At 41.6% G+C, this 24,088-nt stretch carries 20 protein-coding genes and 1 pseudogene; 13 read left to right on the top strand and 8 right to left on the bottom strand.

Annotation, left to right across the window (positions count from 1 at the left end; genetic code table 11):
* The first annotated feature begins 60 nt into the window (after positions 1-60).
* A complete protein-coding gene (locus tag B3297_RS24935) occupies positions 61-342 on the top strand; it encodes a transposase (protein ID WP_070566746.1) in 282 nt (93 codons plus the stop codon).
* Positions 330-1,184 (top strand): annotated as a pseudogene (locus B3297_RS23090) (IS3 family transposase); the annotation flags it as partial. The gene B3297_RS24935 and the pseudogene B3297_RS23090, both read left to right, overlap by 13 nt.
* A gap of 172 nt (positions 1,185-1,356) precedes the next feature.
* Here the strand turns inward: B3297_RS23090 and B3297_RS23085 are convergent.
* Both B3297_RS23085 and B3297_RS23080 read right to left on the bottom strand, forming a co-directional pair.
* The gene (locus B3297_RS23085; protein WP_139145007.1) at positions 1,357-1,797 is read right to left on the bottom strand and encodes a hypothetical protein; all 441 of its coding nucleotides are present in this window, start codon (positions 1,795-1,797) and stop codon (positions 1,357-1,359) included.
* The gene (locus B3297_RS23080) at positions 1,748-2,224 is read right to left on the bottom strand and encodes a transposase family protein (protein ID WP_414711994.1); all 477 of its coding nucleotides are present in this window, start codon (positions 2,222-2,224) and stop codon (positions 1,748-1,750) included. The genes B3297_RS23085 and B3297_RS23080 overlap by 50 nt, the downstream gene beginning before the upstream one ends.
* Positions 2,225-2,344: 120 nt before the next feature.
* Between B3297_RS23080 and B3297_RS23075 the strand changes: the two genes are divergently transcribed.
* The 4 genes from B3297_RS23075 to B3297_RS23060 all read left to right on the top strand — a co-directional run bounded on the left by B3297_RS23075 (position 2,345) and on the right by B3297_RS23060 (position 7,134).
* Positions 2,345-3,988 carry a sodium:solute symporter gene (locus B3297_RS23075; protein ID WP_204991149.1) on the top strand — a complete coding sequence of 548 codons (1,644 nt, stop codon included), beginning with the start codon at positions 2,345-2,347 and terminating at the stop codon, positions 3,986-3,988.
* Positions 3,989-4,045: 57 nt separating this feature from the next.
* A complete protein-coding gene (locus tag B3297_RS23070; protein ID WP_070564353.1) occupies positions 4,046-4,816 on the top strand; it encodes an SDR family NAD(P)-dependent oxidoreductase in 771 nt (256 codons plus the stop codon).
* 99 nt (positions 4,817-4,915) lie between these two features.
* On the top strand, positions 4,916-6,082 hold the full coding sequence (locus B3297_RS23065) for an alpha-hydroxy acid oxidase (protein ID WP_112374758.1): 1,167 nt from the start codon (positions 4,916-4,918) through the stop codon (positions 6,080-6,082).
* A 392-nt stretch (positions 6,083-6,474) separates the two neighbouring features.
* On the top strand, positions 6,475-7,134 hold the full coding sequence (locus B3297_RS23060) for a DUF6266 family protein (RefSeq protein WP_070564348.1): 660 nt from the start codon (positions 6,475-6,477) through the stop codon (positions 7,132-7,134).
* Between the two features lie 96 nt (positions 7,135-7,230).
* On the opposite strand, the gene B3297_RS23055 is transcribed toward B3297_RS23060, so the two are convergent.
* From B3297_RS23055 to B3297_RS23045, 3 genes are all read right to left on the bottom strand, one after another.
* Positions 7,231-7,362 carry a hypothetical protein gene (locus B3297_RS23055; RefSeq protein WP_256603458.1) on the bottom strand — a complete coding sequence of 44 codons (132 nt, stop codon included), beginning with the start codon at positions 7,360-7,362 and terminating at the stop codon, positions 7,231-7,233.
* A 131-nt stretch (positions 7,363-7,493) separates the two neighbouring features.
* Positions 7,494-8,000 carry a hypothetical protein gene (locus B3297_RS23050; protein WP_286779553.1) on the bottom strand — a complete coding sequence of 169 codons (507 nt, stop codon included), beginning with the start codon at positions 7,998-8,000 and terminating at the stop codon, positions 7,494-7,496.
* A 167-nt stretch (positions 8,001-8,167) separates the two neighbouring features.
* On the bottom strand, positions 8,168-9,097 hold the full coding sequence (locus B3297_RS23045; RefSeq protein ID WP_286779552.1) for a hypothetical protein: 930 nt from the start codon (positions 9,095-9,097) through the stop codon (positions 8,168-8,170).
* A gap of 502 nt (positions 9,098-9,599) precedes the next feature.
* Between B3297_RS23045 and B3297_RS24930 the strand changes: the two genes are divergently transcribed.
* The 5 genes from B3297_RS24930 to B3297_RS23025 all read left to right on the top strand — a co-directional run bounded on the left by B3297_RS24930 (position 9,600) and on the right by B3297_RS23025 (position 18,714).
* Positions 9,600-9,929: a DUF6660 family protein gene (locus B3297_RS24930; protein ID WP_313240106.1), complete on the top strand. Its 330-nt coding sequence runs from the start codon at positions 9,600-9,602 to the stop codon at positions 9,927-9,929.
* A gap of 152 nt (positions 9,930-10,081) precedes the next feature.
* Complete coding sequence (locus B3297_RS23040; RefSeq protein ID WP_286779551.1) at positions 10,082-14,404, top strand: CusA/CzcA family heavy metal efflux RND transporter; 4,323 nt, start codon at positions 10,082-10,084, stop codon at positions 14,402-14,404.
* Between the two features lie 7 nt (positions 14,405-14,411).
* Positions 14,412-15,722, top strand: a complete 1,311-nt coding sequence (locus tag B3297_RS23035) for an efflux RND transporter periplasmic adaptor subunit (protein ID WP_070564339.1) — start codon at positions 14,412-14,414, stop codon at positions 15,720-15,722.
* 34 nt (positions 15,723-15,756) lie between these two features.
* The gene (locus tag B3297_RS23030) at positions 15,757-17,790 is read left to right on the top strand and encodes a heavy metal translocating P-type ATPase (RefSeq protein ID WP_112374762.1); all 2,034 of its coding nucleotides are present in this window, start codon (positions 15,757-15,759) and stop codon (positions 17,788-17,790) included.
* A 126-nt stretch (positions 17,791-17,916) separates the two neighbouring features.
* Entirely contained in the window at positions 17,917-18,714 is a 798-nt protein-coding gene (locus B3297_RS23025; RefSeq protein WP_070564333.1) for a GIY-YIG nuclease family protein, read from the top strand.
* 42 nt (positions 18,715-18,756) lie between these two features.
* On the opposite strand, the gene B3297_RS23020 is transcribed toward B3297_RS23025, so the two are convergent.
* A complete protein-coding gene (locus B3297_RS23020) occupies positions 18,757-20,355 on the bottom strand; it encodes a sulfatase family protein (protein ID WP_286779550.1) in 1,599 nt (532 codons plus the stop codon).
* A gap of 170 nt (positions 20,356-20,525) precedes the next feature.
* Here B3297_RS23020 and B3297_RS23015 point away from each other — a divergent pair, with 170 nt between their 5' ends.
* On the top strand, positions 20,526-21,728 hold the full coding sequence (locus tag B3297_RS23015; RefSeq protein WP_112374765.1) for an MFS transporter: 1,203 nt from the start codon (positions 20,526-20,528) through the stop codon (positions 21,726-21,728).
* 60 nt (positions 21,729-21,788) lie between these two features.
* Here B3297_RS23015 and B3297_RS23010 read toward each other — a convergent pair whose 3' ends face one another.
* Positions 21,789-22,589 (bottom strand): GNAT family N-acetyltransferase, encoded by an 801-nt coding sequence (locus tag B3297_RS23010; RefSeq protein WP_286779549.1) that lies wholly within the window; start codon positions 22,587-22,589, stop codon positions 21,789-21,791.
* Between the two features lie 7 nt (positions 22,590-22,596).
* The gene (locus tag B3297_RS23005) at positions 22,597-23,586 is read right to left on the bottom strand and encodes a GlxA family transcriptional regulator (protein WP_112374766.1); all 990 of its coding nucleotides are present in this window, start codon (positions 23,584-23,586) and stop codon (positions 22,597-22,599) included.
* Between the two features lie 167 nt (positions 23,587-23,753).
* Between B3297_RS23005 and B3297_RS23000 the strand changes: the two genes are divergently transcribed.
* Entirely contained in the window at positions 23,754-24,068 is a 315-nt protein-coding gene (locus B3297_RS23000) for an EthD family reductase (protein WP_112374767.1), read from the top strand.
* Positions 24,069-24,088 lie beyond the last annotated feature (20 nt).

Here is a 24,088-nt window from a genome sequence, read left to right as displayed (position 1 = left end):
TTATATTTATGATACTCCCCAAATACTGGATAACTGTTTAAATGTTTAAATTAGCAGTTAATAGATGAAAAAACACGAAGAAAGTTTAGTGCAAGCTTCAAAGCTAAAGTAGCTATCGAAGCTATTAAGGAACAGCAAACGATTCATGAGCTTGCCTCTAAATATGAAGTTCAAGCTACGCAGATCAATACCTGGAAGCGGGAATTCTTAGATAATGCTGAAGCAGCATTTACGACGGATAAGCCTATGGTTAATGATGATTCGAAAGAGAAAGAGCTCTATTCGAAGATCGGCGAACTCCAGATGCAGGTTGATTTCTTAAAAAAAATCTTGGGCAAATGAGCACAGAAGATAAACGTAAGCTTATTTGCCCGTCCCACCACCATCTGAGCATTCATAAACAGTGTAAAATCATAGAACTCCCTCATAGCAGTTACTATTTCAAATCTAAGGGAGTATCTACGCTGAAGCAACAGCTGATGAATGCGATAGATCGCAAATTTCTAGATTGTCCATTTTATGGTGTTAAACGTATGACTGTTCACCTGTGTAAAGACCTGGGGTATTTTGTAGGTGAGAAACGTATTCGGAGGCTTTATAAGCTCATGAACCTTAGGACGATATATCCGAAGAAGAATTTGAGTAGATCAAACAAAGCTGATTATAAGTTCCCCTATCTTCTGAGGAATCTCAAGATAGAACGAATAAATCAGGTGTGGCAGGCTGATATAACCTACATCCCCATGTTCCGGGGTTTTATGTACATGTTTGCTATCATCGATGTGTATAGTAGAAAGATCATGGGTTGGGGAGTTTCCAATACAATGAATGCAGAATGGTGCAGGGATATCATGCTTGAAACGATTGAAAAACACGGTAAACCAGATATTTTTAATACAGATCAAGGCTCTCAATTTACTTCCAGTATCTTTGTTCGTGCGCTGCAAGATGCAGAAGTTCAAATATCTATGGATGGCAAAGGTCGTGCGATCGATAACATTTACATAGAAAGATTTTGGGGTTCACTAAAGAGAGAGAAAATCTATTTGAATCCTCCTAACGCAGGGATGGATCTCTATCAGAAAGTTAACGCTTATGTTACCTTTTATAACACGATAAGACGGCACGATTCGCTTGATGATGAAACTCCAGACACTGTTTATTACGCAAAGAAAGCCTCATAATTGGTCGGTGCAATAAGGAAAGCTGGTGGTAGGTATAATATTTCCCTCTTTTTCAAACACCCTCAATCACTTTGGGGAGGGGATTTGAAAAAAGAAAAATATTAGCAAATACAGTCAAAAATTGAAGATTATATATTAAGTTTGAATTTAGTTGTCCAACAAACCGGCAGTATCATAGAGCTCCTGCCACAATGTGGTGATCAATATGCTCGGCTCTTCCCCCATACGCTTTTTTATATGCGTAAAAGAATTTTTCAAGCGGATTAATCTTGCATTGAGATTTCCGGAGCAAGGTTTCCATGTCCAAATAGTTTTTGACGGTTTGTCTGTGCATGCACAGATGCCGTGCCATGGCACGTATGGAATATCCTTTTTTCTGTAATTCCTTCAGTTGCTCAAACCGCTTTAAGCGGATCCCGCCATGAGCTGAATCCGGAGAGCTTCTGTTTTCAGATAGTGAGCTTTGATTTTCAGCTATTTGTTGATCGTCAACCCGCAACTGCTTATTGGCCAACAAAGCTGTGGCTTTGCTGTAATGCCTAATCAAAACTTTCTGTACAGCCTCACTTAAATTTTTCAACACCTTTTGCTGGTGAAAAATCGCTTTTTTCAATCAACCGTAGTATAGTCGTATCGCTAGTGGGTATAGACAATATGGTACAAATCCGCTGAGCAGGCCTTCCTCCGGCAAGAAGCCCAAGTTGTCTAATCTTACTTTCCAGACGCTCAGTCCTCCGTTTATATGGCCTGAAATGACTCTCGAGCCTCTCGGTGAATATTTTGAACGGACATTCGTCTTGATGACAATAAAATTTACGAGAGCGAAGAATAATTCTGGAAGTTTTACCAAAGACAGGAAGGTCTGCGATCTTGCGGGTGTAATAGCTGTGGATTCTTTTCGAAGTGATGCAGCAGTTTGGGCAGACAGCACTTCGGGTAGTACTCTGCACATAAACTACCAGTACATCTTGCTGGTTATCTACTGATATAATCCTGAAGTTATCACCATCGTCCGAAAAAACAAGTTTTAATGCATTCATTAAAATATGAACGCTAATTGAAGACAAATATGATGATATTACCACCAAAAGTGGGGAAGAACCGTTTATCGTACCCCAATGGATGTGGGAAGCAGTTGTGATTTGTTATAAGTTGACATTATGTTAGGAAATTTAGATTTAGGTATCGCCATCTTTTATATACTGTTGATTTTAGTTGTCGGCGTATTGGCAGGATCGGTGCGATTTAAGAAAGTCAAGGAAACAAGTGCAGAGGGGTATTTTTTGGCTGGAAAGACACTTCGTTGGCCAGCCATTGGACTAGCGCTTTTTGCAACCAATATTTCAACAATCCATCTGGTCAGTTTGGCACAGAGCGGATTCGATACCGGGTTGCTTAATGGTAACTTTGAATGGATGGCGGCCTTTACTTTAATCTTACTGGCGCTTTTTTTTGTGCCATTTTACCTCAAGTCGGGTGTTGCCACCTTGCCCGACTTTCTGGAACGGCGCTATGATCGTGCCAGCAGAGATTGGCTTACGTTTATCTCTATACTATCGGCAATTGTTATTCATATCGCTTTTTCGATGTTGGCCGGAGGGATTGTGCTGCGCACACTTTTTGGATTTAATATGTATTTAAGTATTACAGTAATCTGTGTGATAACTGGAATATATACGATTTTGGGCGGATTGCGTGCTGTTGTGGTGACGGAATCTATCCAGACAATTGTGTTGCTTGCGGGGGCTTTCATTATCAGTTTTGCGGCTTTTGACAAGATGGGCGGTTGGACGCCAATGAAAGCTGTACTGGAACAGGACAATGCCCTTGATCGTCTTTCCATGCTTCGTGGGAGTAACGATGGAAGTGGAATGCCTTGGTATGCCGTTTTGTTTGGCTATCCGATTTTGGGTATTTGGTACTGGTGTGCCGATCAGACCATTGTTCAGCGTGTTTTAGGGGCGAAAGATGAAAACCATGGACGTGTGGGTGCTCTTTTCTGTGGTGTTCTAAAAATCTTGCCTGTTTTTATTTTTGTGCTTCCAGGCCTATTTGCGTATACCTTGTTTAGAACAGGTCAATTGGATTTAAGCTGTCTCGGCGTGGACCATCAAGGGCAGGTCAATTCAAAAGGTATCTATACACTTATGATTACTCAACTTTTGCCTTCCGGATTGATCGGTGTTTTGGTCGCAGCGCTCCTGTCGGGTTTAATGAGCCAGATATCGGGTGCGCTAAATTCGATATCGACCATGGTGAGTTACGATATCTTTAGACAGCGGAAACCTGCCGCTTCCGATGGTCAGTTGATTCGTATTGGGAAAATTGCTGCAGTTATTGCCATGGGATTTTCCTTGGCTCTTTTACCACTATTGGATCGCTATGAGAGTATTTTCTACGGCATAAATGATGTGATAGCACACATTGCGCCACCAATAACCTGCGTATTTCTTTTAGGTGTGTTTTGGAAAGGGGCATCGGCAATAGCTGCAAAACTTACCTTGTGGATAGGTTCTGTTTTGGGGGTTGCCGTATTTTTACTGAACAAGCTGCTGCCTGACTCGTGGATAGGCCAGACTCCATTTATGATGATGGCTTTTTATCTGTTTTTGATCTGTATGGTACTTCAGGTATTATTATCTTATAAGTATCCCGTACAGCACACTGCGCAAAGTCGGGATTTGTACTGGAAGAATCCCATGGACCCACTTCGGGGTAAAGCCTGGTCGGGTATCGGGAGTTACCGCATTTTGTCGACATTGCTACTCGCTATTGTCGTGATTTTATATGTAATTTTCAACTGATTTTTTAATTTGTTCCAATGCTTTGGAACTTGATGCTAAATACAAGAATAATAGAACGTGAAAATCTTAGAAGATAAAATCATATTGGTTACCGGAGGAAGTGCTGGTATCGGTTTGGAATGTGTAAAAGCCTATGTCAAAGCGGGGGCAAAGGTTGCCTTTGTTGGTCTCGATCAAGCATCTGTGGATGAAACAGCTGAACTGATCGGGGCACCACATATGGGCATCTGTGCGGATGTCACGCAGGCCAGGGAAGTTGAATCAGCTATCCAAAAGACCGTTGCTGTTTTTGGGCGGCTTGATGCAATCCATAACAATGCTGGCTTGGCAAGTCCATCAAAACCTTTGCATGAAACGACGGACGATGAATGGATAAGGTTACTGGATACCAACATGAAAAGTGTTCTTTTGACTACACGGTATGGCTACCCCCATTTAAAGGAATCTGCCGGTTGTATTCTAAATACGAGTAGCTTGGTAGGGGAAATAGGCCAGGGGAACCATGCGGCATATGCTGCCACAAAAGGGGCTATCAATGCGTTGACAAAATCGATGGCCATAGACTATGCGTCTGTCGGCATACGTGTCAATTCGGTTATGCCTGCAGCTGTTATGACACCCATGCTCAACAAATGGACACTGGAGCAACCACAGCCGACACAGGTTTTTGATTTTTTGAAGGATATTCATTTGCTTGGATACTGTCCTGACGGTGATGTCATTGCTGATGCCTGTGTGTTTCTGCTGTCAAACCAAGCGCGCTTTATTACAGGGGTAAATCTACCTGTAAGTGGAGGTGCCGAGTTGGGCTACCGCAGAAATGTGTGACAGATTTTTTTATATTAACTATAATTAGCTTGCATTTGAAAAGCAATTTATCTAAGTTTGGCGCGCAGTTGTAGACTGCTTATAAATAATACATCAATCATGAGCCAGAAATTTATATATAATACCCGTTATCCTTCTGTTGAAGATCTAAAGATTAAAGCGAAGAAAAGGATTCCCAAATTTGCATTTGATTATTTGACCGGAGGAGCCAATGAAGAATTGAACCTTGCCAGAAATGAAAACGATTTTGATAATATTCTGTTGAAGCCTCAATATCTGCTTGCGAGTGAAGAAATAGACCTTTCGGTCGAACTATTCGGTCGCCGTTACAGTGCGCCGTTTGGGGTTTCGCCTATTGGACTTCAGGGATTGATGTGGCCGAATGCGCCAGAGATTCTTGCAAAAGCAGCTGCAAAAAATGATGTTCCTTATATTTTGAGTACTGTATCAACAAGTAGTATTGAACGTATTGCCGAGGTATCTGATGGGAAAGCGTGGTTCCAGCTCTATCATCCGACAGAAAACAGGTTGCGCGATGATATTATTCGACGTCTACAGGCTGTTGAATGTCCCGTATTGGTAGTTTTGGTCGATGTTCCTGCTTTTGGACTTCGTTATCGCGAGATAAAAAGCGGATTGTCTATGCCACCTAAAATGAGTATCGCCAATATCTTGCAAACTTTTGCCTGCCCGACTTGGGGGATAGAAACATTAAGACATGGAATTCCTTCTTTTGCAACATTGAAGCCTTATATGGAAAAAGGTCTTGATTTAGCTCAGCTGGGACAGTTTATGAATAGAACATTTACCGGTAAGGTAGATGTTGAGAAAATTAAAGCTATTCGCGATCTTTGGAAAGGGTCATTGGTGCTTAAAGGGATTGCCACCGACGAAGATATGCAGGCTTCTATCGCATTGGGCGTGGATGGCGTCATTGTCTCAAATCATGGTGGACGACAGCTCGACGCAAGTGAATCTTCGATCAATTCATTGATTCATTTGGCGAGCAACCCAGAATATAAAAATAAGATAAAAATCATGTTAGATGGTGGTATTCGATCGGGAGTTGACCTAGCCCGCGCCCATGCGGTTGGATCAGATTTCAATTTTATGGGAAGACCATTTATGTATGGCGTTGGCGCATTGGGCAATGAAGGTGGGGAACATACAATCAATATGTTCAAGACACATTTGTATCAGGTTATGAAGCAATTGAGTCTTTCAAAGATTGAAGATTTGCCGCAACGTCTACAAGCTGTCCTGTAACCATTGTAGCAGCTCGAGTTTTCGATCCAGCGTTGAGGTGGGAATCAGGCTCACCATAGAAAGAAGAGAATGTCTCTTATGTTTGTATGAAGCAAATGTAGGAGACATTTTTTGTTTTATAGTTTGACATAAAAGCTAGTTGGCTTTGATGTAATATGATTAAGTTTTCGATATAGCAAACGGAGATCAATCGGTGGCCAAATTCGCGATTTTAACAGTGCTTGTTCAGTGCTCGTTCAGTGCTTGTTCAGTGCTTGCTCAGTGGAGACTGAATAAACAATGACTAATTACTGTCCAAATATTGAATAAAAATTGTTTTTTCACCTAATTTGGTATGAGTATGTTTCCTTGATAATGTTTATCTTTAATATCTATAACATTATCAAGCAATTATGGCAATCGTTAAAAATGGTGTTAATGGAACTGTTTCCGGGAAAGCAGGTTCTGTTGTATTTGTGTCGACTAAAACAGGAAATTATGTACGATCTCTCCCTCGTGTTAAAAAACGGGAGCCCAGTCCTGAGCAACTGCTCAGTAGAAAACGCTTCAAAATGGTGAGGTCACATATTAGCCAGTTAAAACCGATCATCAATATGGGGTATAAAGCGTACAGCTATCCTAAACGGGCATACGATGTCGCGATGTCTTATAATTTGAAAGAAGCGCTTATCCAGGAAGAAAATGGTTTTTTGATTGACTGGCAGAAATTTATGATTGCCAAAGGAAGCCCCAATCCCATCACTTCCTACACAATGGATTTTGACAAAGAAAACCAAGTACTTCAGGTTACCTGGGAATATGACGCCTATCTGGAGGAAAAGTTCAATACCAGAACTTACGATTCCTTCTTGGTCCTGTATAATGTAGCGGATAACGGGAACGGATATTCACTTGTCATGAACGACTTCAAAGGTAGCTTACTATCTGGCAAACAACATATTGAAATGCCAAAACATAGAAAGGAAGTGACCTATCAGGTGTATATCTTTTTTATCGAGAGTTACGGTGGAGGTAATACAGACAGTCTGCATTTGGGTTCAATAACGATTTGAGTATACATAGTGCTGACACGATCGTGTATTATAATATAGCATAAAAAAGGGCTATCCACATTCGGCTAGCCCCTTTTTATCCACATTGGAAATAGTTTACCAGTCGATATTTCTATTGTCTGTTGAACCTACTTCCCATTGTTCGCTCACTTTACCGCTGTTGGCATCTTCTGGTCTGGCGTATGCCGAACCGGCGGCGATACCTTGTTCAAGTTCGATCGTCGTCATGTTTATTCGAGGGGCGATGTATGCTAATTTCTTTTCCATAATACCTTTTTTATCCTTGCTGAATTTCTATTGTTATGCTCAGCGTGTATTTAATTTTTAAGATTATTGATCTATTTATTGACTAATGGTGACTACTGACAAGGGATTTTCTTCTTTCCAGCACCTACACCTTTGATAATTGTACGTCCATCAACAAGTTGGGTCACTTTTACGGTGTTGCTTTGTGTTGCACTCCAAGGGAATGTGTTGAAGCTGTTGCCATTAACGAGTTTAAGTTCATATAGAGGACCGCCGGATGTTTTGCTACCAAACATGGTAACCTGGCCAGTTCTGCTGATGACAAGCTTGATCAATGGGGCTGCACTTGTACCTTTCATGTTGTAGACCTGATCAATTCTTTTACCAGTTTCAATATTGTTGCCTGCGTATTTGCTTCCATCAACAAACTGGATGTTTTGAGCAGAAGAGGCACCCACTTCAAATTGAATTTCTTGTTTCGCCAATTTGACACCATTTACTTCCATGTTAAATGCATTGTCCAGTTCGGTAATGTCGAAAACAAAGCCATAGTCTGCCGCTGGGGCAGTGAAATTTCTATCGATTGTCGTTCCATTGGCATAGAATTTTCCATCTTTCATAATACCCGTTTTACCTCCCGATGTAGTTGCCGGATAACTCCAGTCCAGGCCATTGCTGGTTACATTTTGTGTGCAGGTTCTGAAATTGAGTTTCAGATCGTATTTCTGTCCGGGATTGATCTTAACATTTGGAATGGTGATGTTTGTTTTAGTCTCATCATCCAGTGTTAGACTACGAGCATCAGTGTTCCATTGCTGGTTGCCGGGTGGATCAATAAAGAGGGGTTACTGATCACGGTACGCAGGCCATTTCCTAAAGCCGGGAATTGCGTGGTCACGCCTGCGTTGTTCAAGCCATTGTAGGTTAGTGTTTGGTCTGAGAATTTCAAATTTGCACTACCATGACTAGGTTTTAATACGGCAGTCCCGATTTGAGTAATAGCTCCGGTCATACTTGGATCCATGGTCAATGTTGTGGTGATTTGGCTAAACCGGTGTTTTAATACAACATTTAAGTTATTTACACCACTTTTTAACGTTAATGTGCCCGTGTAATACATCAAATCACCACTTATATTGTCTAAGCTGGCAGTGGACAGTGTATTTTGATTGTTGATACCCGGTAATGCTGTGGTACTATTGATCGAATAGGCAATGAACGTGTAAGATTTTCCAGCGTCAAGAACGATACCTGCAGCAGTAGCTTCCTCACCATAGCTATAAATCTTTTCCGTTACGTAAGCGCCTTGGTTGTCATAGACAACAACTTTATATTTAACGTTTTTGTCCAATGGCTTCTCTTGTGTCTGGACAGCCGCTAGTTTGGGGGTGGACGAAGCGACGAGGCTTTTTGTGATCGCTGAATTGTTTGTTAGGACCACGTCGACAGAACCACCGTTTTCAAGCGGTACTGTCATTTCCTGTACATCAGGTGCATCGATTGATGTGCGTGAAGCTTTTGCAGATGCTTGCTTTTGAACAGCATTGTTGTCCGTTTCAGTGTAAGCTTCTACACCCGAAAGATTGACTTTAACGACAGTTTCTCCTGTCAATGCGGTGTTTTCTCCACTTTTGTTACAGGAGTAGAGACTAAGTGCGAAAGCACTGCAACCCAGCATGAACAGGTTAGTCAGTCGGTGATGGGGGATTAGATTCATGTTAATTGACATTTTGTTTTGTTATTGATTTTTTGATTTAGTTATTGATTTATTTGTTGTACTGTTTTTGCAGGTGTATGCCTGTTTATGTTTAAAATGTGGTATACGATTGCTTTTTTTGTTGCTATTATTTTTTATCGATGCAATTATATAAATAGCATTTTACTTAATATGACGTATTTGTATTATCTTATTTTTCTTATAGAGAAATATCTACAATACAACTATTTGCTGCTTTAAGGCTTTTTAAACATGTTTTATGCTGTTTTTCTGTAAATTACAATTCGTTTTATTTGAATAATAATTTACTTGTAATTAATATTAGTATCGAGTGATTGTTCTTTGTTGGGTTATGCGGTTTTGTGTGGATTTAAGGTTAAGAAAAGCGTTCGATAGAGGGCAACTGTTCCATTGTTTTTTAGGAAGAATAGGATGTGATGATCGCAATAGATTTCTGAGACTAAGCGGAGATTTTAATTTATTTTTTTAAATTTGTGCATTCATGAGGTTAATTGTTTTCATATTGATAGCATATATTATGGGACTTTCTTTTGTTCCCTGCAGTGATTCTACCAATCGCTGCGAGCAGACTGCTATGGAAAGACAATTAAACCAAACTCATAACCATAATGATGACGCGTCCGATGCCTGTTCGATTTTCTGCTATTGCAATTGTTGTAGTGGAAATATAACGGCTTATGCGTATCAATTTCCGCAAATAGATGGTGTCCCGGTTTCAATTTATTTTGATAATCGTAATCCTGTCCTCAATACAGCGATTGTTTCCAGTTATTTTGGGAGCATCTGGCAGCCGCCAAAGGTTAATGCTTAATTTTTCATAAAAATTCTAGAAACAAATCTGATAGAGCATGCTATGCTGTTCTTTATTCAGCTTTGTGCTCGGAATACGCTTGTTGTATGGTATTACGACAAAAGATGAGCTATTCTAACGAGCTATTATTTAAGCATTAATCACGTATAATTGTGTTAGATCATATTATAAAATTTAGCATTAAGAACAAGATCATTATCGGTTTAATGACCTTGTTGCTTATCATTTGGGGGGCATGGAGTGCAACGAAACTGCCAATCGATGCCGTTCCCGATATTACCAATAATCAAGTCCAGATCTTTACCTCTTGTCCAACGCTTGCCGGGCAGGAAGTGGAACAATTGGTTACTTTTCCAATTGAACAAAGTATTGCAACTGTACCCAAAATTGAGGAGATCAGGAGTATTTCGCGCTTTGGACTTTCTGTCATTACTGTTGTTTTTGACGATGATGTAGATATCTATTTTGCCCGTCAGCTGATTGGTGAGCGTTTAAAAGAAGCGGTGGATCAGATTCCACAAGGTATTGGTAAACCTGAGCTGGCTCCAGTGAGTACTGGACTAGGAGAAGTATATCAATATATTATACATCCCAAAAAGGGAAGCGAAAAGAAATACAACGCAAAAGATTTGCGCACCATGCAAGATTGGATTGTTGCCCGTCAGCTCTATGGCACACCTGGAATTGCCGAGGTCAATAGTTTCGGTGGTGAGCTCAAACAATATGAAGTAGCTGTTGATCCGAATAGACTTAAGGCGATGAATATCACCATTCCAGAGCTATTTACTGCCCTGGAGAAAAACAATCAAAATACAGGTGGTGCCTATATTGATAAAAAACCGAATGCCTACTTTATTCGGGGAATTGGGCTGGCGACCTCCTTGGAAGATGTCAGAAATATTGCCATCCGAAAATCTGGAGCAATACCGATTTATGTTAAAGATGTTGCGGATGTACGTTTTGGTCATGCTGTGCGCTATGGTGCCTTGACATACAATGGTGAGGTTGATGCTGTGGGAGGTGTCGTCATGATGCTAAAGGGTGAAAACAGCAATGAGGTGGTCAACCGCGTGAAAGAAAAACTACCGACTATTCAAAAGTCGCTACCTGATGATGTGGTTATAGAGCCCTATTTGGACCGGACAGACCTCGTTGGGCGTGCGATAAGTACCGTTGAAAAAAATCTGATTGAAGGTGCCCTGATCGTCATTTTTGTCCTGGTCTTATTTCTTGGGAACTTGCGTGCAGGTCTTATCGTTGCGTCGGCGATTCCACTGGCGCTGCTGTTTGCACTTGGACTGATGAACGTCTTCGGCGTAAGCGCCAATTTAATGAGTTTGGGCGCGATAGATTTCGGTTTGATTGTAGACGGAGCCGTCATTGTGGTGGAAGCTACACTACACCATTTAGGCTTACGAAAGTCTACCGAGAAATTGACCCAGGCCGAAATGGACCATGAGGTATTTGAGTCTGCTTCAAAGATTCGTACCAGTGCAGCCTTTGGTGAGATTATTATTCTTATTGTCTATATTCCAATTTTAACATTAGTGGGTGTTGAAGGGAAAATGTTTCGTCCAATGGCACAAACAGTTGGGTTTGCTATTTTCGGCGCATTGATTCTCTCGTTAACCTATATCCCCATGATGTGCGCTCTGTTCCTACCGAAAAAACACAGCGACAAGAAAACGTTGAGCGACCGGATGATTGCGGGACTGCAACGTATTTATGAGCCTTTATTACAAAAAGCCATTCGGTTTAAATACCTAATCGTGAGTTTAACCGTTGCCATTTTTGCTTTGTCGGCCTTCTTTTTTAAGATTATGGGAGGCGAATTTATTCCACAATTGCAGGAAGGTGATTATGCATTCCATTGCATACTTCCCCAGGGAAGCTCACTTTCGCAAAGTATCGAAACCTCGATGCAGGCATCCCGGATTATCAAAGAGTTCGATGAGGTGAAGATGGTTGTCGGTAAAACAGGAGCTGCTGAGGTACCAACAGACCCTATGCCACCGGAAGCGACAGATATTATGGTGGTATTGAAGCCTCAAAAAGAGTGGAAGTCGGGCCGTTCTTATGAAGAACTGGGGAGCGCTATTCTGGAGAAACTAGAAGTAATTCCGGGTGTCTTCTTCGAAAAAAACCAACCTATTCAAATGCGTTTTAATGAACTAATGACGGGTATCCGTCAGGATGTTGCTGTAAAGATCTTCGGTGAAAACATCGATTCGCTGGCCGCTTACGCCAATGTGGTTGCCGCGCAGATTCAATCCGTTCAAGGGGCGACTTCGCCACAAGTGGAGCGTGTATCCGGCCTCCCACAAATCAATATCGTTTATGACCGCACCCGTATTGCAAATTATGGCTTGACGATTCAGGACGTCAATGACGTGGTGAGTACTGCTTTTGCCGGTCGAAGCACGGGACAGATCTATGAAAATGAACGTCGCTTTGATTTGGTCGTCCGGTTAGATACAACGCATCGAAACAGCATTGATGATGTGCGTAATCTGATGATTCCTACAGATACGGGTACGCAGATTCCGCTTTCTCAGGTCGCTGCCATTGATTATAAATTGGGGCCGGCCCAGATCAGCCGCGAAGCGGGTAAACGAAGAATTGTGATTGGATTTAATGTGGCCGGGCGTGATGTTCAAACCGTCGTAAAAGATATCCAACAACAATTGGCTGCAAATGTAAAACTTCCTGCAGGGTATTATTTCACCTATGGGGGGCAGTTTGAGAATTTACAGAAGGCGAGCTCACGCTTGTTGATTGCTGTGCCAGTTTCCTTATTGCTTATTTTTATGCTGTTGTATTTCACGTTTCATTCCTTTAAGCAGGCGACGCTTATTTTTACTGCAATTCCAATGAGTGCTATCGGGGGTGTATTTGCGTTGATGTTGCGCGGCATGCCTTTCAGTATTAGTGCCGGTATCGGTTTTATTGCCTTGTTTGGCGTAGCCGTACTCAATGGTATCGTTTTAATTGGGACATTCAATCAGTTGAAAAAAGAGGGTGTCGATGATATTTTTCAACGCGTTAAAGAAGGTACGTTGACTCGTCTGCGTCCAGTACTCATGACTGCGACCGTGGCTTCACTGGGCTTTTTACCGATGGCAATAAGTACAAGTGCCGGCGCTGAAGTTCAGAAACCTTTGGCAACGGTTGTTATTGGCGGATTGGTAACGGCAACTTTCCTGACCTTGTTTGTGCTACCCTTATTGTATATAATTTTTAATTCTAAATTGAATATGAAACGAAGTAGAGGTGCTAAGACCATCGTCACAATACTTGCTTTCCTATTTATGGCTTTGGGATCTCAGGTGTTTGGACAGGAGCGCATTTCTGTCACAGAAGCTGTAGAAACTGCGCTGAAGAACAATCGTCAGTTTCAGATCAACCAGGCTGAAATCGTGGGCGCTGGTTTCAATGTTAAGACGGCGACTGAAATTCCCAAGACCGGGATTTTTGCAGAAAATGAAGATTACCGTCCTACGGATAAGGCCGGCTTATTGAAAATTGGTATAACGCAAAGTATTGCCTGGCCTGGACTCTACACTGCGCGTAAGGCGTATTTTAAAGAACAACTAAAATATGTGAACCTAAATACAGATGTATTGAAAACTGCGATTACCAAAGACGTGAGGACAGCCTATTTTCAGCTCTGGTATCTTCAGGATCGCCAAAAACTGTATATGGAGTTGGATAGTATCTATACCGCCATGTTCAAAGCAACTGAACTTCGCTTTAGAACAGGTGACGTAGCTGCGCTGGATAAGATTGCGGCTGAAGCAAAGCTGAAAGAGCTGCAGGCACAACTTGTTCAAAACAAAAAGGATATCATTATTCAGCAACAGCAATTGATGATGTTGTTAGACCGTAATGAGTGGATGCTCCCATTGGATCAATCCTTGGAGAAGATTGTCGTGGACGCAAGTCCATCAGATGAAACGGCGCATCCTTTACTGGTTTTACAGCAGCAAAATGTAAATATCGCTTCATCAAACATCAGTGTTCAGAAAAATACCAATAAGCCTGAGTTCTCGGGTCGATTTTTCTCCCAACGTGTTTGGGGAGCCAAAGATCCATTATCGGGATTCTCGGTCTCCGCATCCTTCCCGGTCTTTAGCTTGGGCGCCTATAAAAGTAAAGTGAAGGTTGCCAACGCTGAAATGGAAGTTCAACAGCGTAAGTTGGAATATGATACGCAGGTATTCCAGACAAATAAAGGGAATGCACTTGCTGAAATTGACAAGAATAGTGCATTGCTGCAATTTTATGAGTCTTCGGGGTTAAAACAAGCTGATGCAATTATTAAAGCAGCAAGTTTGGGTTATAGAACGGGGGAGATCAATTTTGCTGAATTAAGCCAATTTTTAAGTCAGGCCATTGGCATTCGCCAGAATTATTTAGAAGTCCTCAATCAGTATAATCAATCAGCAATTCAATATAATTACTTCAATAACAAATAAGGCAACAATGAAAGTTTTCATAAAGATATTTATCGTATGTGTAGCCGTTACTGTTTTTTACGGTTGCGGTTCTAATGAGTCGGAGCGTAAAGGTCAACCGGAAGAAAAGGAAGTACCCAAAGCCGAAGCGGAGCATGAGGAAGGGCCGGTTACGGTGGCGGCATTGAGTGCTGCACAAATAAAGGCTGTGGGAATCGTTTTTGGAGGGATTGAAGAGAAGGAACTAACAGCTACCATTAAGGCCAATGGACTTTTGAGTGTACCCAATAACAATAAAGCGAATGCGACGGCGCTTTATGGTGGTGTTGTAAAGACATTGAATGTGCAGCTGGGGGACAATGTGCGTAAGGGGCAGGTGATCGCTACGATTACCAACCCCCAGTTTGTACAATTGCAGGAGGAATATGTATCCCTGGCAAGTAAGATTACCTTGGCCGAACAAGAAATGGCAAGGCAACAGGAACTCAATGAAGGCAATGCAGGCGCACGGAAAAATCTGCAGGCCGCAACAGCAGACTTCAACAGTTTAAGGGCCCGAAAGGCTTCTTTGCAACAACAGATCCAATTGATGGGTATTAACCCCAATAGCGTGAATCTGTCCAATATGCGAACTTCACTGGCCGTAACAAGCCCTATCAATGGAACAGTTAGTAATGTTTTTGCGAAAATAGGGAGTTATGTGGATGTCTCTTCTCCGGTGATCGAGATTGTTGACAATAGTCTGTTGCATTTGGATCTGCAGGTATTTGAAAAGGATCTACCTTTGGTTAAAGTCGGACAGCTCATCAACTTTCAGCTGACCAACAATCCGGATAAGACCTATACCGCTAAAGTTTTTACAATTGGATCTTCATTTGAAAATGACAGCAAGACCATCGCTGTACACAGTACGGTTGTGGGCAGCAAAGTGGGGTTGATTGATGGGATGAACATTACGGGTATGATCGGTGTCAAAAATGTGCGGACTCCGGCTGTTCCGAATGACGCAATCGTGGAGGCTGACGGCAAGTATTATATTTTTGTGGAGACCAACAAGAAACCGGAAGAGCATGAGGAGGGGCATGACGATCACGGGCATGCGCACGATGAAGGTGAAGCAAAACATGCACATAAAAATGAGCAAGAAGCCGGGCAGCATGGAGAAGAACAGGCTAAAAACATCAATTTTGAAAAAATTGAGATTCAAAAAGGCGTATCTGCTTTGGGATATACTGCGATTACCCCGGTTACAGAAGTGCCTGCTGGAACAAAAATTGTTGTGAAGGGTGCTTTTTTTATCAATGCCAAAATGAGCAATACAGGTGGGCACGAACATTAATTGACCGTATTTGTTAACATAATCAAAGCAAGTGATGGAACATAAACATCGTTATGATGCACAAGGCAGGCAGCTTTGTTGTACACAGACAGAAAAAATATATAATCAGGCTGGAGCTGAGGATCTTATTGGGAAAGCTCCGGCTTCCAGCCAAGGTCATGACCATAGCCATGATGAGGACGGTCACGATCACTCGACGGCAGGGGCCAGTCAGATGCAGTTATTTCTACCTGCGCTAATTTCTTTTATCTTACTCATTGCTGCTATAGCCATGGATAATTGGATTGCACAATCCTGGTTTAAGGATTGGGTCCGTACAGGCTGGTACATATTAGCTTATCTACCGGTTGGGTTTCCTGTTATCAGGGATGCTTTAAAGAGTATAGCCAAAGGGGAAATCTTTTCGGAGTTTTTGTTAATGAGTATTGCTACCATAGGCGCTTTTGGGATCAAAGAATACCCCGAGGCTGTAGCGGTAATGTTGTTTTACGCCGTAGGAGAGGTGTTTCAGACCTTGGCGGTAAGTAGGGCTAAAAGTAATATTAAGGCTCTACTGGATCAGCGTCCGGATGAGGTGACCATTTTGGAGAATGGAAAGAGCAAAGTGATCAAAGCTGCCGATGCAGGTATTGGAGCAATAATTCAGCTGAAACCTGGTGAAAAGCTTGGGCTTGATGGTGAATTGTTGTCTGAGCAAGGTGCATTTAATACAGCTGCGCTGACTGGCGAGAGCAAGCCAGATACAAAGATGAAGGGTGATGTTGTACTGGCTGGAATGATTAATATGAACACCGTGAGCCTAATTCAAGTGACAACAGCATATCAGGACAGCAAGTTGAGCAAAATCCTCGAGCTCGTACAGAACGCAACGGCTCAAAAAGCACCCACAGAGCTGTTTATTCGCAAATTTGCTAAGATTTATACCCCAATTGTCGTGTTTTTGGCCATTGGAATTTGTCTCCTGCCTTACTTGTTTGTGGATCAATATGTATTTAGCGAATGGTTGTATAGGGCTCTCGTGTTTTTAGTGATCTCTTGCCCCTGTGCACTCGTCATTTCAATTCCTTTGGGGTATTTTGGTGGAATTGGTGCTGCAAGTAGAAATGGTATACTTTTTAAAGGCAGTAATTTTTTGGATGCGATGGCAGCTATCCGCCATGTCGTGATGGATAAAACCGGAACAATGACTGCCGGCGTTTTTAAAGTGCAGGAAATTAAGCTACAGGCCGGTTACGACGAAGCAAGGATTTTAAAGCTCGTCAATAAAATAGAGAGCCACAGTAGCCATCCAGTTGCAACAGCGATTAGAGAATATGTCGGTCCGATCGATGAGTCTGTCGATCTCAATACCATAGAAGAAATCCCTGGACATGGACTAAAAGCTATGGCTGATGGCAAAGTGTTGCTGGTGGGCAACTTTAAATTGCTGGACAAATTTAATGTAGTCTATGATATCGATCCCAATAGTATCGTATATACGACCATCGCGATCGCTTTAGATGGTAAATTTGTAGGATTCATGACCATTGCTGATAGCATCAAAGCGGATGCTGCGCTTACCATACAGCTACTGCATAAACTCGGTGTAAAAGCCACAATGCTGAGCGGGGACAAGACGACTGTTGTCGCCTATGTTGCCAAGGAACTTGGAATAGATCAGGCCTATGGCGATCTGCTGCCGGAAGATAAAGTGAATAAAGTCAGGGAAATAAAGGGACTAAACGAATCTGTTGCTTTTGTGGGGGATGGCGTTAATGATGCTCCGGTTGTCGCACTGAGCGATGTTGGAATAGCGATGGGGGGACTGGGCAGTGATGCGACGATCGAGACGGCAGATGTCGTGATACAAGATGATAAACCTTCGAAAATTCCAATGGCGATTCGCATTGGAAAAGAGACGAAAAAAGTCGTTTATCAGAATATAGGCCTTGCCTTCATAGTTAAGGGGATCGTGTTGATTCTTGGCGCTGGGGGATTGGCAACGATGTGGGAGGCAGTCTTTGCCGATGTTGGCGTATCGTTGATTGCGATATTGAATGCCATAAGAATTCAGAAAATGAAATTTTGACATTTAGCATCAAGTTGCACCCGCCCTTTTCATTGGATGAAATGAAGGGTGGGTGTATGCCTATTTTTATTAGCCATCATCTAAAACACTAAATATATTAGTATATTTGGGCGTGATTTTTATGTAATGACGAAAGAGCAAATTGCCGGATTGCTTGAAGGAGTACCTTCAGCAGTCGGCGTATATTATATTTATGATAAGCATGATGCGCTAATTTATGTGGGCAAGAGTATCGATATTAGAAATAGGTTATTGCAGCATTTTAGAAGTACAGATTTTAAGGAACGTAAAATCCAAGGAGCAGCCTGCAGAGTTGGATTTGAACTGACCGGTCATGAATTACTTGCGTTATTGTATGAATCTGACCTGATCAAAAAACACCAACCCTACTACAATCGAGCGCAGCGTCGAACTTACTATGGATTTGGCCTTTATCTGGCTGTGAATCCGTCAGGTTATCAAGTCTTGCAGGTTGAGACACTTGATCCCGAACGTGAAGAGTTAATGACTTTTTCGAGTTACCAGGAGGGGCGGGAGCAATTATTTCATATAGTGGAAGCTTATCAGCTGTGTCAAAAAATAAACAAGTTACAGACGTATACGAAACATTGTTTTCAGTATATGTTGAAGACCTGCAAGGGGGCTTGTATTGCGCAGGAGCTTCCAGAAGACTATAATCGAAGAGTGCAGGAATTTGTCGTCTCTTCGGAGCTTCCGCTGGGCGAAATATTTTTGGAATTTTTAGGGCGTAATCCCAATGAAAAGGGCCTTGTTTACTTGTTGGACGGTCGGTATAAAGGATTTGGCTACTGCAATAAGCGTGTTTCTAGCGAAAAGAAAAAGCGAGAAGCCATCGTCTTCAAGGCCGAGAACAGAGATGTTAGACGTATTTTGAGACGCTATTTCAAACTCAACCCTGTTTAAATTTTTAACAACACTGATTTACTGGCTTGATACACCAGTAAATCAGTGTTTCAACTTTGGTAAAAACTTTTTGTCGTTCTCATCGGAATCTTTATAGTAGGCTCGCGCTTCGTCCAGTTTATGATGCATTTCTTCACGTACGTTGTGGTATCCTTGTACATGGTATACATTCTGCATTTCCTGTGGATCTTTTTCTAGATCGTATAATTCCCACTCATCTTTGTCATAATAGAAATGGATCAGTTTGTACCTTTCGGTACGAATTCCATAATGTCGTTTTACCATGTGAATGGAAGGATACTCATAATAGGTGTAATATACGGCATCGCGCCATTGCTTTTCTTTTCCATTGAGTAGGCCACGAAAAGATTTTCCCTGCATATCTTTCGGGATTGCAAGTCCTGCATAATCTAGGATTGTTGGGGCAAAATCGAGATTCTGGACAAGTGCTTTTGAGGATTGGCCAGCTTTAATTTCTGCTGGATAGCGGATCAATAAGGGAGTTCGAAGCGATTCCTCATACATAAAACGTTTATCAAACCAACCATGTTCACCTAGATAGAATCCTTGGTCTGAGGTATAAATGACAATGGTATTTTCGTCAAGTCTATTATCTTTCAGAAATTCCAATAGGCGTCCAACACCATCGTCTACCGCTGCAACGGTACCCAGGTAATCTTGCATATAGCGTTGATATCGCCAGCGCATCAGGTCTTCTTTGGACATGCTGGGATATTTTATCTTAAAATCTGCCATAATTGGGTTGTATATTGAATCCCATGTTGCACGTTGTGCTGCGGTCATTCTTCCTAAGTTTCCATTAAAGGCAGCTTTATCCCAAGATAGATATTCTTTTAGTCCCAATTCATCCATTAGCGTAGGCGGTATCTTATTGTCACCAGCCCAGTTCATGTGTTTAAGGATATTCATTTCCGCGGTTTTTGCGGCGGTTCCTCTTCCTTCGTAGGTGTCGAATAGATTGTCCGGTTCTTTATAGGTTTTTGATGTATATTGTTGAATATGCCGTAAAGCAGGTAGCCATTCTCGGTGTGGCGCTTTTTGATGATAAAGCACACAGAATGGTTTACTAGTATCTCTTTTAGCGATCCAATCTAAGGTCATATCGGTGGTGAGATCCGATACATAGCCTGGCATTTGTTGTTTCACACCATTGATAATGAAGTTAGGATTATAATATTCGCCCTGGTCGATAAGTACCGCGGAGTAGTTGAATCCTTGTGGCAATCCATCCATGTGGATTTTACCAATTAATGCTGTTTGGTACCCATTTTTTTGAAGAATCTTGGCAAAGTTGTCCTGATTCCAGTCGAATTTTGCCTCATTATCAATTTTCCCATTCATATAACTGTGCTTTCCCGTTAAAAGTACAGCCCGACTGGGCGCACATAATGAATTTGTCACGGTCGCACGTGTGAAAATGGCACCTTCCTTTGCTAATCTGTCAATATTGGGTGTTTCATTTAATCCGTAACCATAAGCGCTGATCGCTTGATAACCATGGTCATCACTCATGATATATACAATATTTGGATGCTTTTTTGTCTGCTCTTTTTGTGCCAATGCCCAAAAAGGTACACATGCGTACAAGGTGAACGTAAGAATATAATGATGCAATTTCATGGTTAAGGTTTGTATGTGTTGCGACGATCGTTTTTACCACAAGCTAATATAGCTGTTTTCATTGAGACAAAGATGATGCTATTAGTTTAATGATACCTTTTACTATTTAAATGATTTGTTTATTTTATTATTCTGATAGAAATTTGCAGTATTGATAATTTTACTTATATATGAAGAAGAGTTTATCAGCACTTGCACTAGGGGGATTAGGGATAGGTATTACCGAATTTAGTATGATGGGGATGTTACCGGACGTTGCCCAAAGCCTGCAAGTTTCAATTCCGGAAGCTGGTTATCTCATTACCGCTTATGCTTTGGGTGTTGTTATTGGTGCTCCACTATTGGTAGTTGCTATGAATCGGTTGTCGCCCCTTAAAACCCTGATTACCCTCATGGGATTATTTACCCTGTTTAATGGATTATCTGTGATTGCTCCAGACTACGGTCTTTTGCTGGTGTCGCGTTTTATTTCAGGATTGCCGCATGGTGCTTTCTTCGGTGTAGGGTCTGTCATTGCTAGTCGATTGGCCGATCCTGGGAAAGAAGCGCAGGCGGTAGCGACGATGTATTCGGGATTGACCGTTGCCAATTTATTTGGGGTTCCATTGGGTACCTATATAGGGCATCATTTTTCATGGCGTTATACTTTCTTATTGATTGTTGTCGTCGGTATTTTGACCATGTTAGCCTTAAAGTTGTGGATGCCTAAAATGAAAGCAGCACCTAAAAATAATCCCTGGAAGGACTTTGGCATTTTTCGCAATGTGAATGTCTGGTTTATGGTTTTATTATTTTCAGTGGCCCCAGGGGCGTTGTTTGCCTGGATAAGTTATATTGCTCCGCTGATGACTGAAGTGTCTGGGATTGCTGATAAATACCTGCCGTATATTATGGTGTTGGCTGGATTGGGTATGTTTGTGGGGAATTTGATCGGCGGGAAGTTGACGGATACTTTTTCGCCAACAAAGGTGGTCGTAGCCGTATTGGTGGTTCAGATTTTATGTATGCTGGCTATTTATGGCCTGTCCGACAACGTTGGGATATCCTTGGTGATGACTTTTTTAACCGGAGTCACTACTTTTGCGCTTGTACCTTCGTTAACCCTATTATTGCTTAATTCGGTAAAGAGTGATGCTGAAATGTTGGTTGCTTCTCTGGGGCCTGCATGTTTTAATATTGCGAATGCGTTGGGTGCTTTTTTAGGTGGTGTGCCTATTAATCAAGGCTATGGTTACACTTCTCCAGCTTTGGTTGGTGCGGTAATGGCGGCATTAGGGATAGTCATTTCTTTATGTTACATCCAACGAAGCAAAAAGCAGCCGACTATGGATAACAAAGAAGTTCTTGAGGATGCCGTTGGTCAACTTTCATAACCCTTCATGTCGTCTTGAAATTTGTTGTCGGTCCTAAGAAAATAGCGAATAGAATTGATGTTAACCAATATTTCCACCAATTCTATTGAAGATAGACTTAAATTGAACATCGATATTTTCCCCCAGGTACATGCGCTTGGCCCGGCGTTTTATAGGATTTCGTTGGTTCAATAGGAAGGAAACTGTGGTTGTATTCTCTTGAGGTAGTACAATTTTGGAATTTTGCCTTAAATAGAGTTTTAACAAAGCCATTCCGGCGGATTGTTTATTGGCGACAATAAGACCTTCTCCCAAAGTGGGAAGATAATAGCCGCGGACAGTTTCGTTCTCCACATAGACAAAGCCAGCCGTGAAATGTGGTTCTATTTCGAACCGTCTATTTTCGGCAGCAGTTTTCTGGTCGAGTGCCAAAAGTTGCTCGCTATAACGGGATTGATAGTGCTGTATGCTGTGGTCCGGTTCTTCAAGCTGAGTGATCTGTATATCCTCAAAGAAAAGATAGGAAGAAGATTCCTTAAAGCCGAGTTTTGTGTAAACTGGTGCGCCCATATCCGTTGCAATGAGTTGGATGCTCTTGCATTTTTTGCTATTTGCTATACGAATAAGTTCTTGGGTGATGTGTTTCCCATAGCCTTTTCCTCTTTCATCGGCAGAAACGATAATATGTCCCAACCAGGCTACGTTACTATGGATAATGGTCGTACCTAGGGCGACAATTTTCTGATCGACCAGGAGTTTTATGGGAAAACAAAAAGGGCTTTCTATATAGTGTTGTATTTTGATCGTGATATTGCCCCATCCTTCCGGACTTAGCGTTGTAATTATGGGAAGATCGGAAAACTGAATAGGATCAAAATTCATGTAGCCTCTATTTTATTGCGGTTTTATTGTACTTGTTTTTATATTCAAGGGGGGATAGTCCCGTAAACCGGCGGAATATTTCACGAAAAGCCTTTACGTCAGTATACCCAATAGCGTACATTACTTCATTTACCGTTTTCCGCGAGCTTTCCAATTCCTTTTTTGCCGATTCCACTTTTATCCGTTGAAGATATTCCACAGGTGTATTACCTGTCGCTTTAATAAATCTACGGTCGAAATTCCGGCGTCCGACGGTGAATTTTTCAGATAACTTCTCCATGGAGATTTTTTCTGAGAAGTTATTCTCGAGATAGTCCTGTGCACGCATGACCATTTCATCGCCATGTGACTTTTGACCATTAAAGATCATAAAATCGGATTGCGTTTGTCTGGCAATATCAATTTGAAATATTTTGGAGCAATAAATCGCTGTCTGTCTGTCGTAAAACTTTTCAACCAGGTAAAGGAGGAGGTTGAGGAAGGAATAACCGCCACCATTGGTATAGATTCCCTGCTCATCGGTAATAATTTGTTCAGTTTTTAAGTTGACTTTGGGGAAGAGCTTATGGAAGTTTGCTGCTGATTTCCAATGGATAGAGCAGCTTTTGTTATCTAAAAGTCCCGTGGATGCGAGCAGATATGCACCGGTACACATGCTTGCTACATTTGCTCCTTTGGCATGATGGTGTAATATCCATTCTGAAAGAACGCTATTCCCAGCTTCTATTGCAGTAAAATTGGAAATGACAGCGGGTACAATAATGAGGTCTGTTTTTTGAATTGCAGTGATATCTTTCTGTGGCATGACCGTTAATAATCCATTGACAAAGTTACTCTGTTTAGAAACTCCTGCTAATTCTATAATAAATATAGGCTCCCTGTTCAGTTGATCGTAATAGCGGTTCGCTTCGGTGAATACATGGTATGTTCCAATAATGCACGATATGGTATTAGGGCCTGTCTGACTGTTTGGAACTAAGATCGTTAGGTGTTTCATGTTGAAAGTTTATAAGATTGAATAAACGATAGTACGCTTATTTGATACTATTCAAATATACCGAAACGACTTGTCTAAATCAACCGCTGAGAATGTCTATTTTACACCCCTTTTTGTGTTTTGAACTCCACTATATTTGATCTATAAATTTAAATTAATACGACAGGATGGTACGAATGATCGCAATATATAAGACCCCTACGAATAGGGAGTTTTTTGACAAACACTATTTTGAGACCCATATTCCCTTGGCAAAAACGCTTCCTGGACTTATTCGTTATGAAGTGGCCAAAGGTGGAATTATGTCCACGACTGGACACAACGATGTGTATTGTATTGGAACTTTATATTTTGAAAGTTTAGCAGCGATTAAAATAGCATTTGCGTCTGAAGAAGGAAAGGCGTGTGCAGTTGACCGAAGAATCTTGGCACCTCATGATCATGATGTTCAGATTTACATATTTGATTCGATTGAGGTATAGGAAGATAAGAAGTATGAGTT

It is taken from the genome of Sphingobacterium sp. UBA3519 (assembly GCF_002377215.1).
GTDB classification, from domain to species: domain Bacteria; phylum Bacteroidota; class Bacteroidia; order Sphingobacteriales; family Sphingobacteriaceae; genus Sphingobacterium; species Sphingobacterium multivorum.
This window is presented reverse-complemented; position numbering and strand designations above follow the sequence as displayed.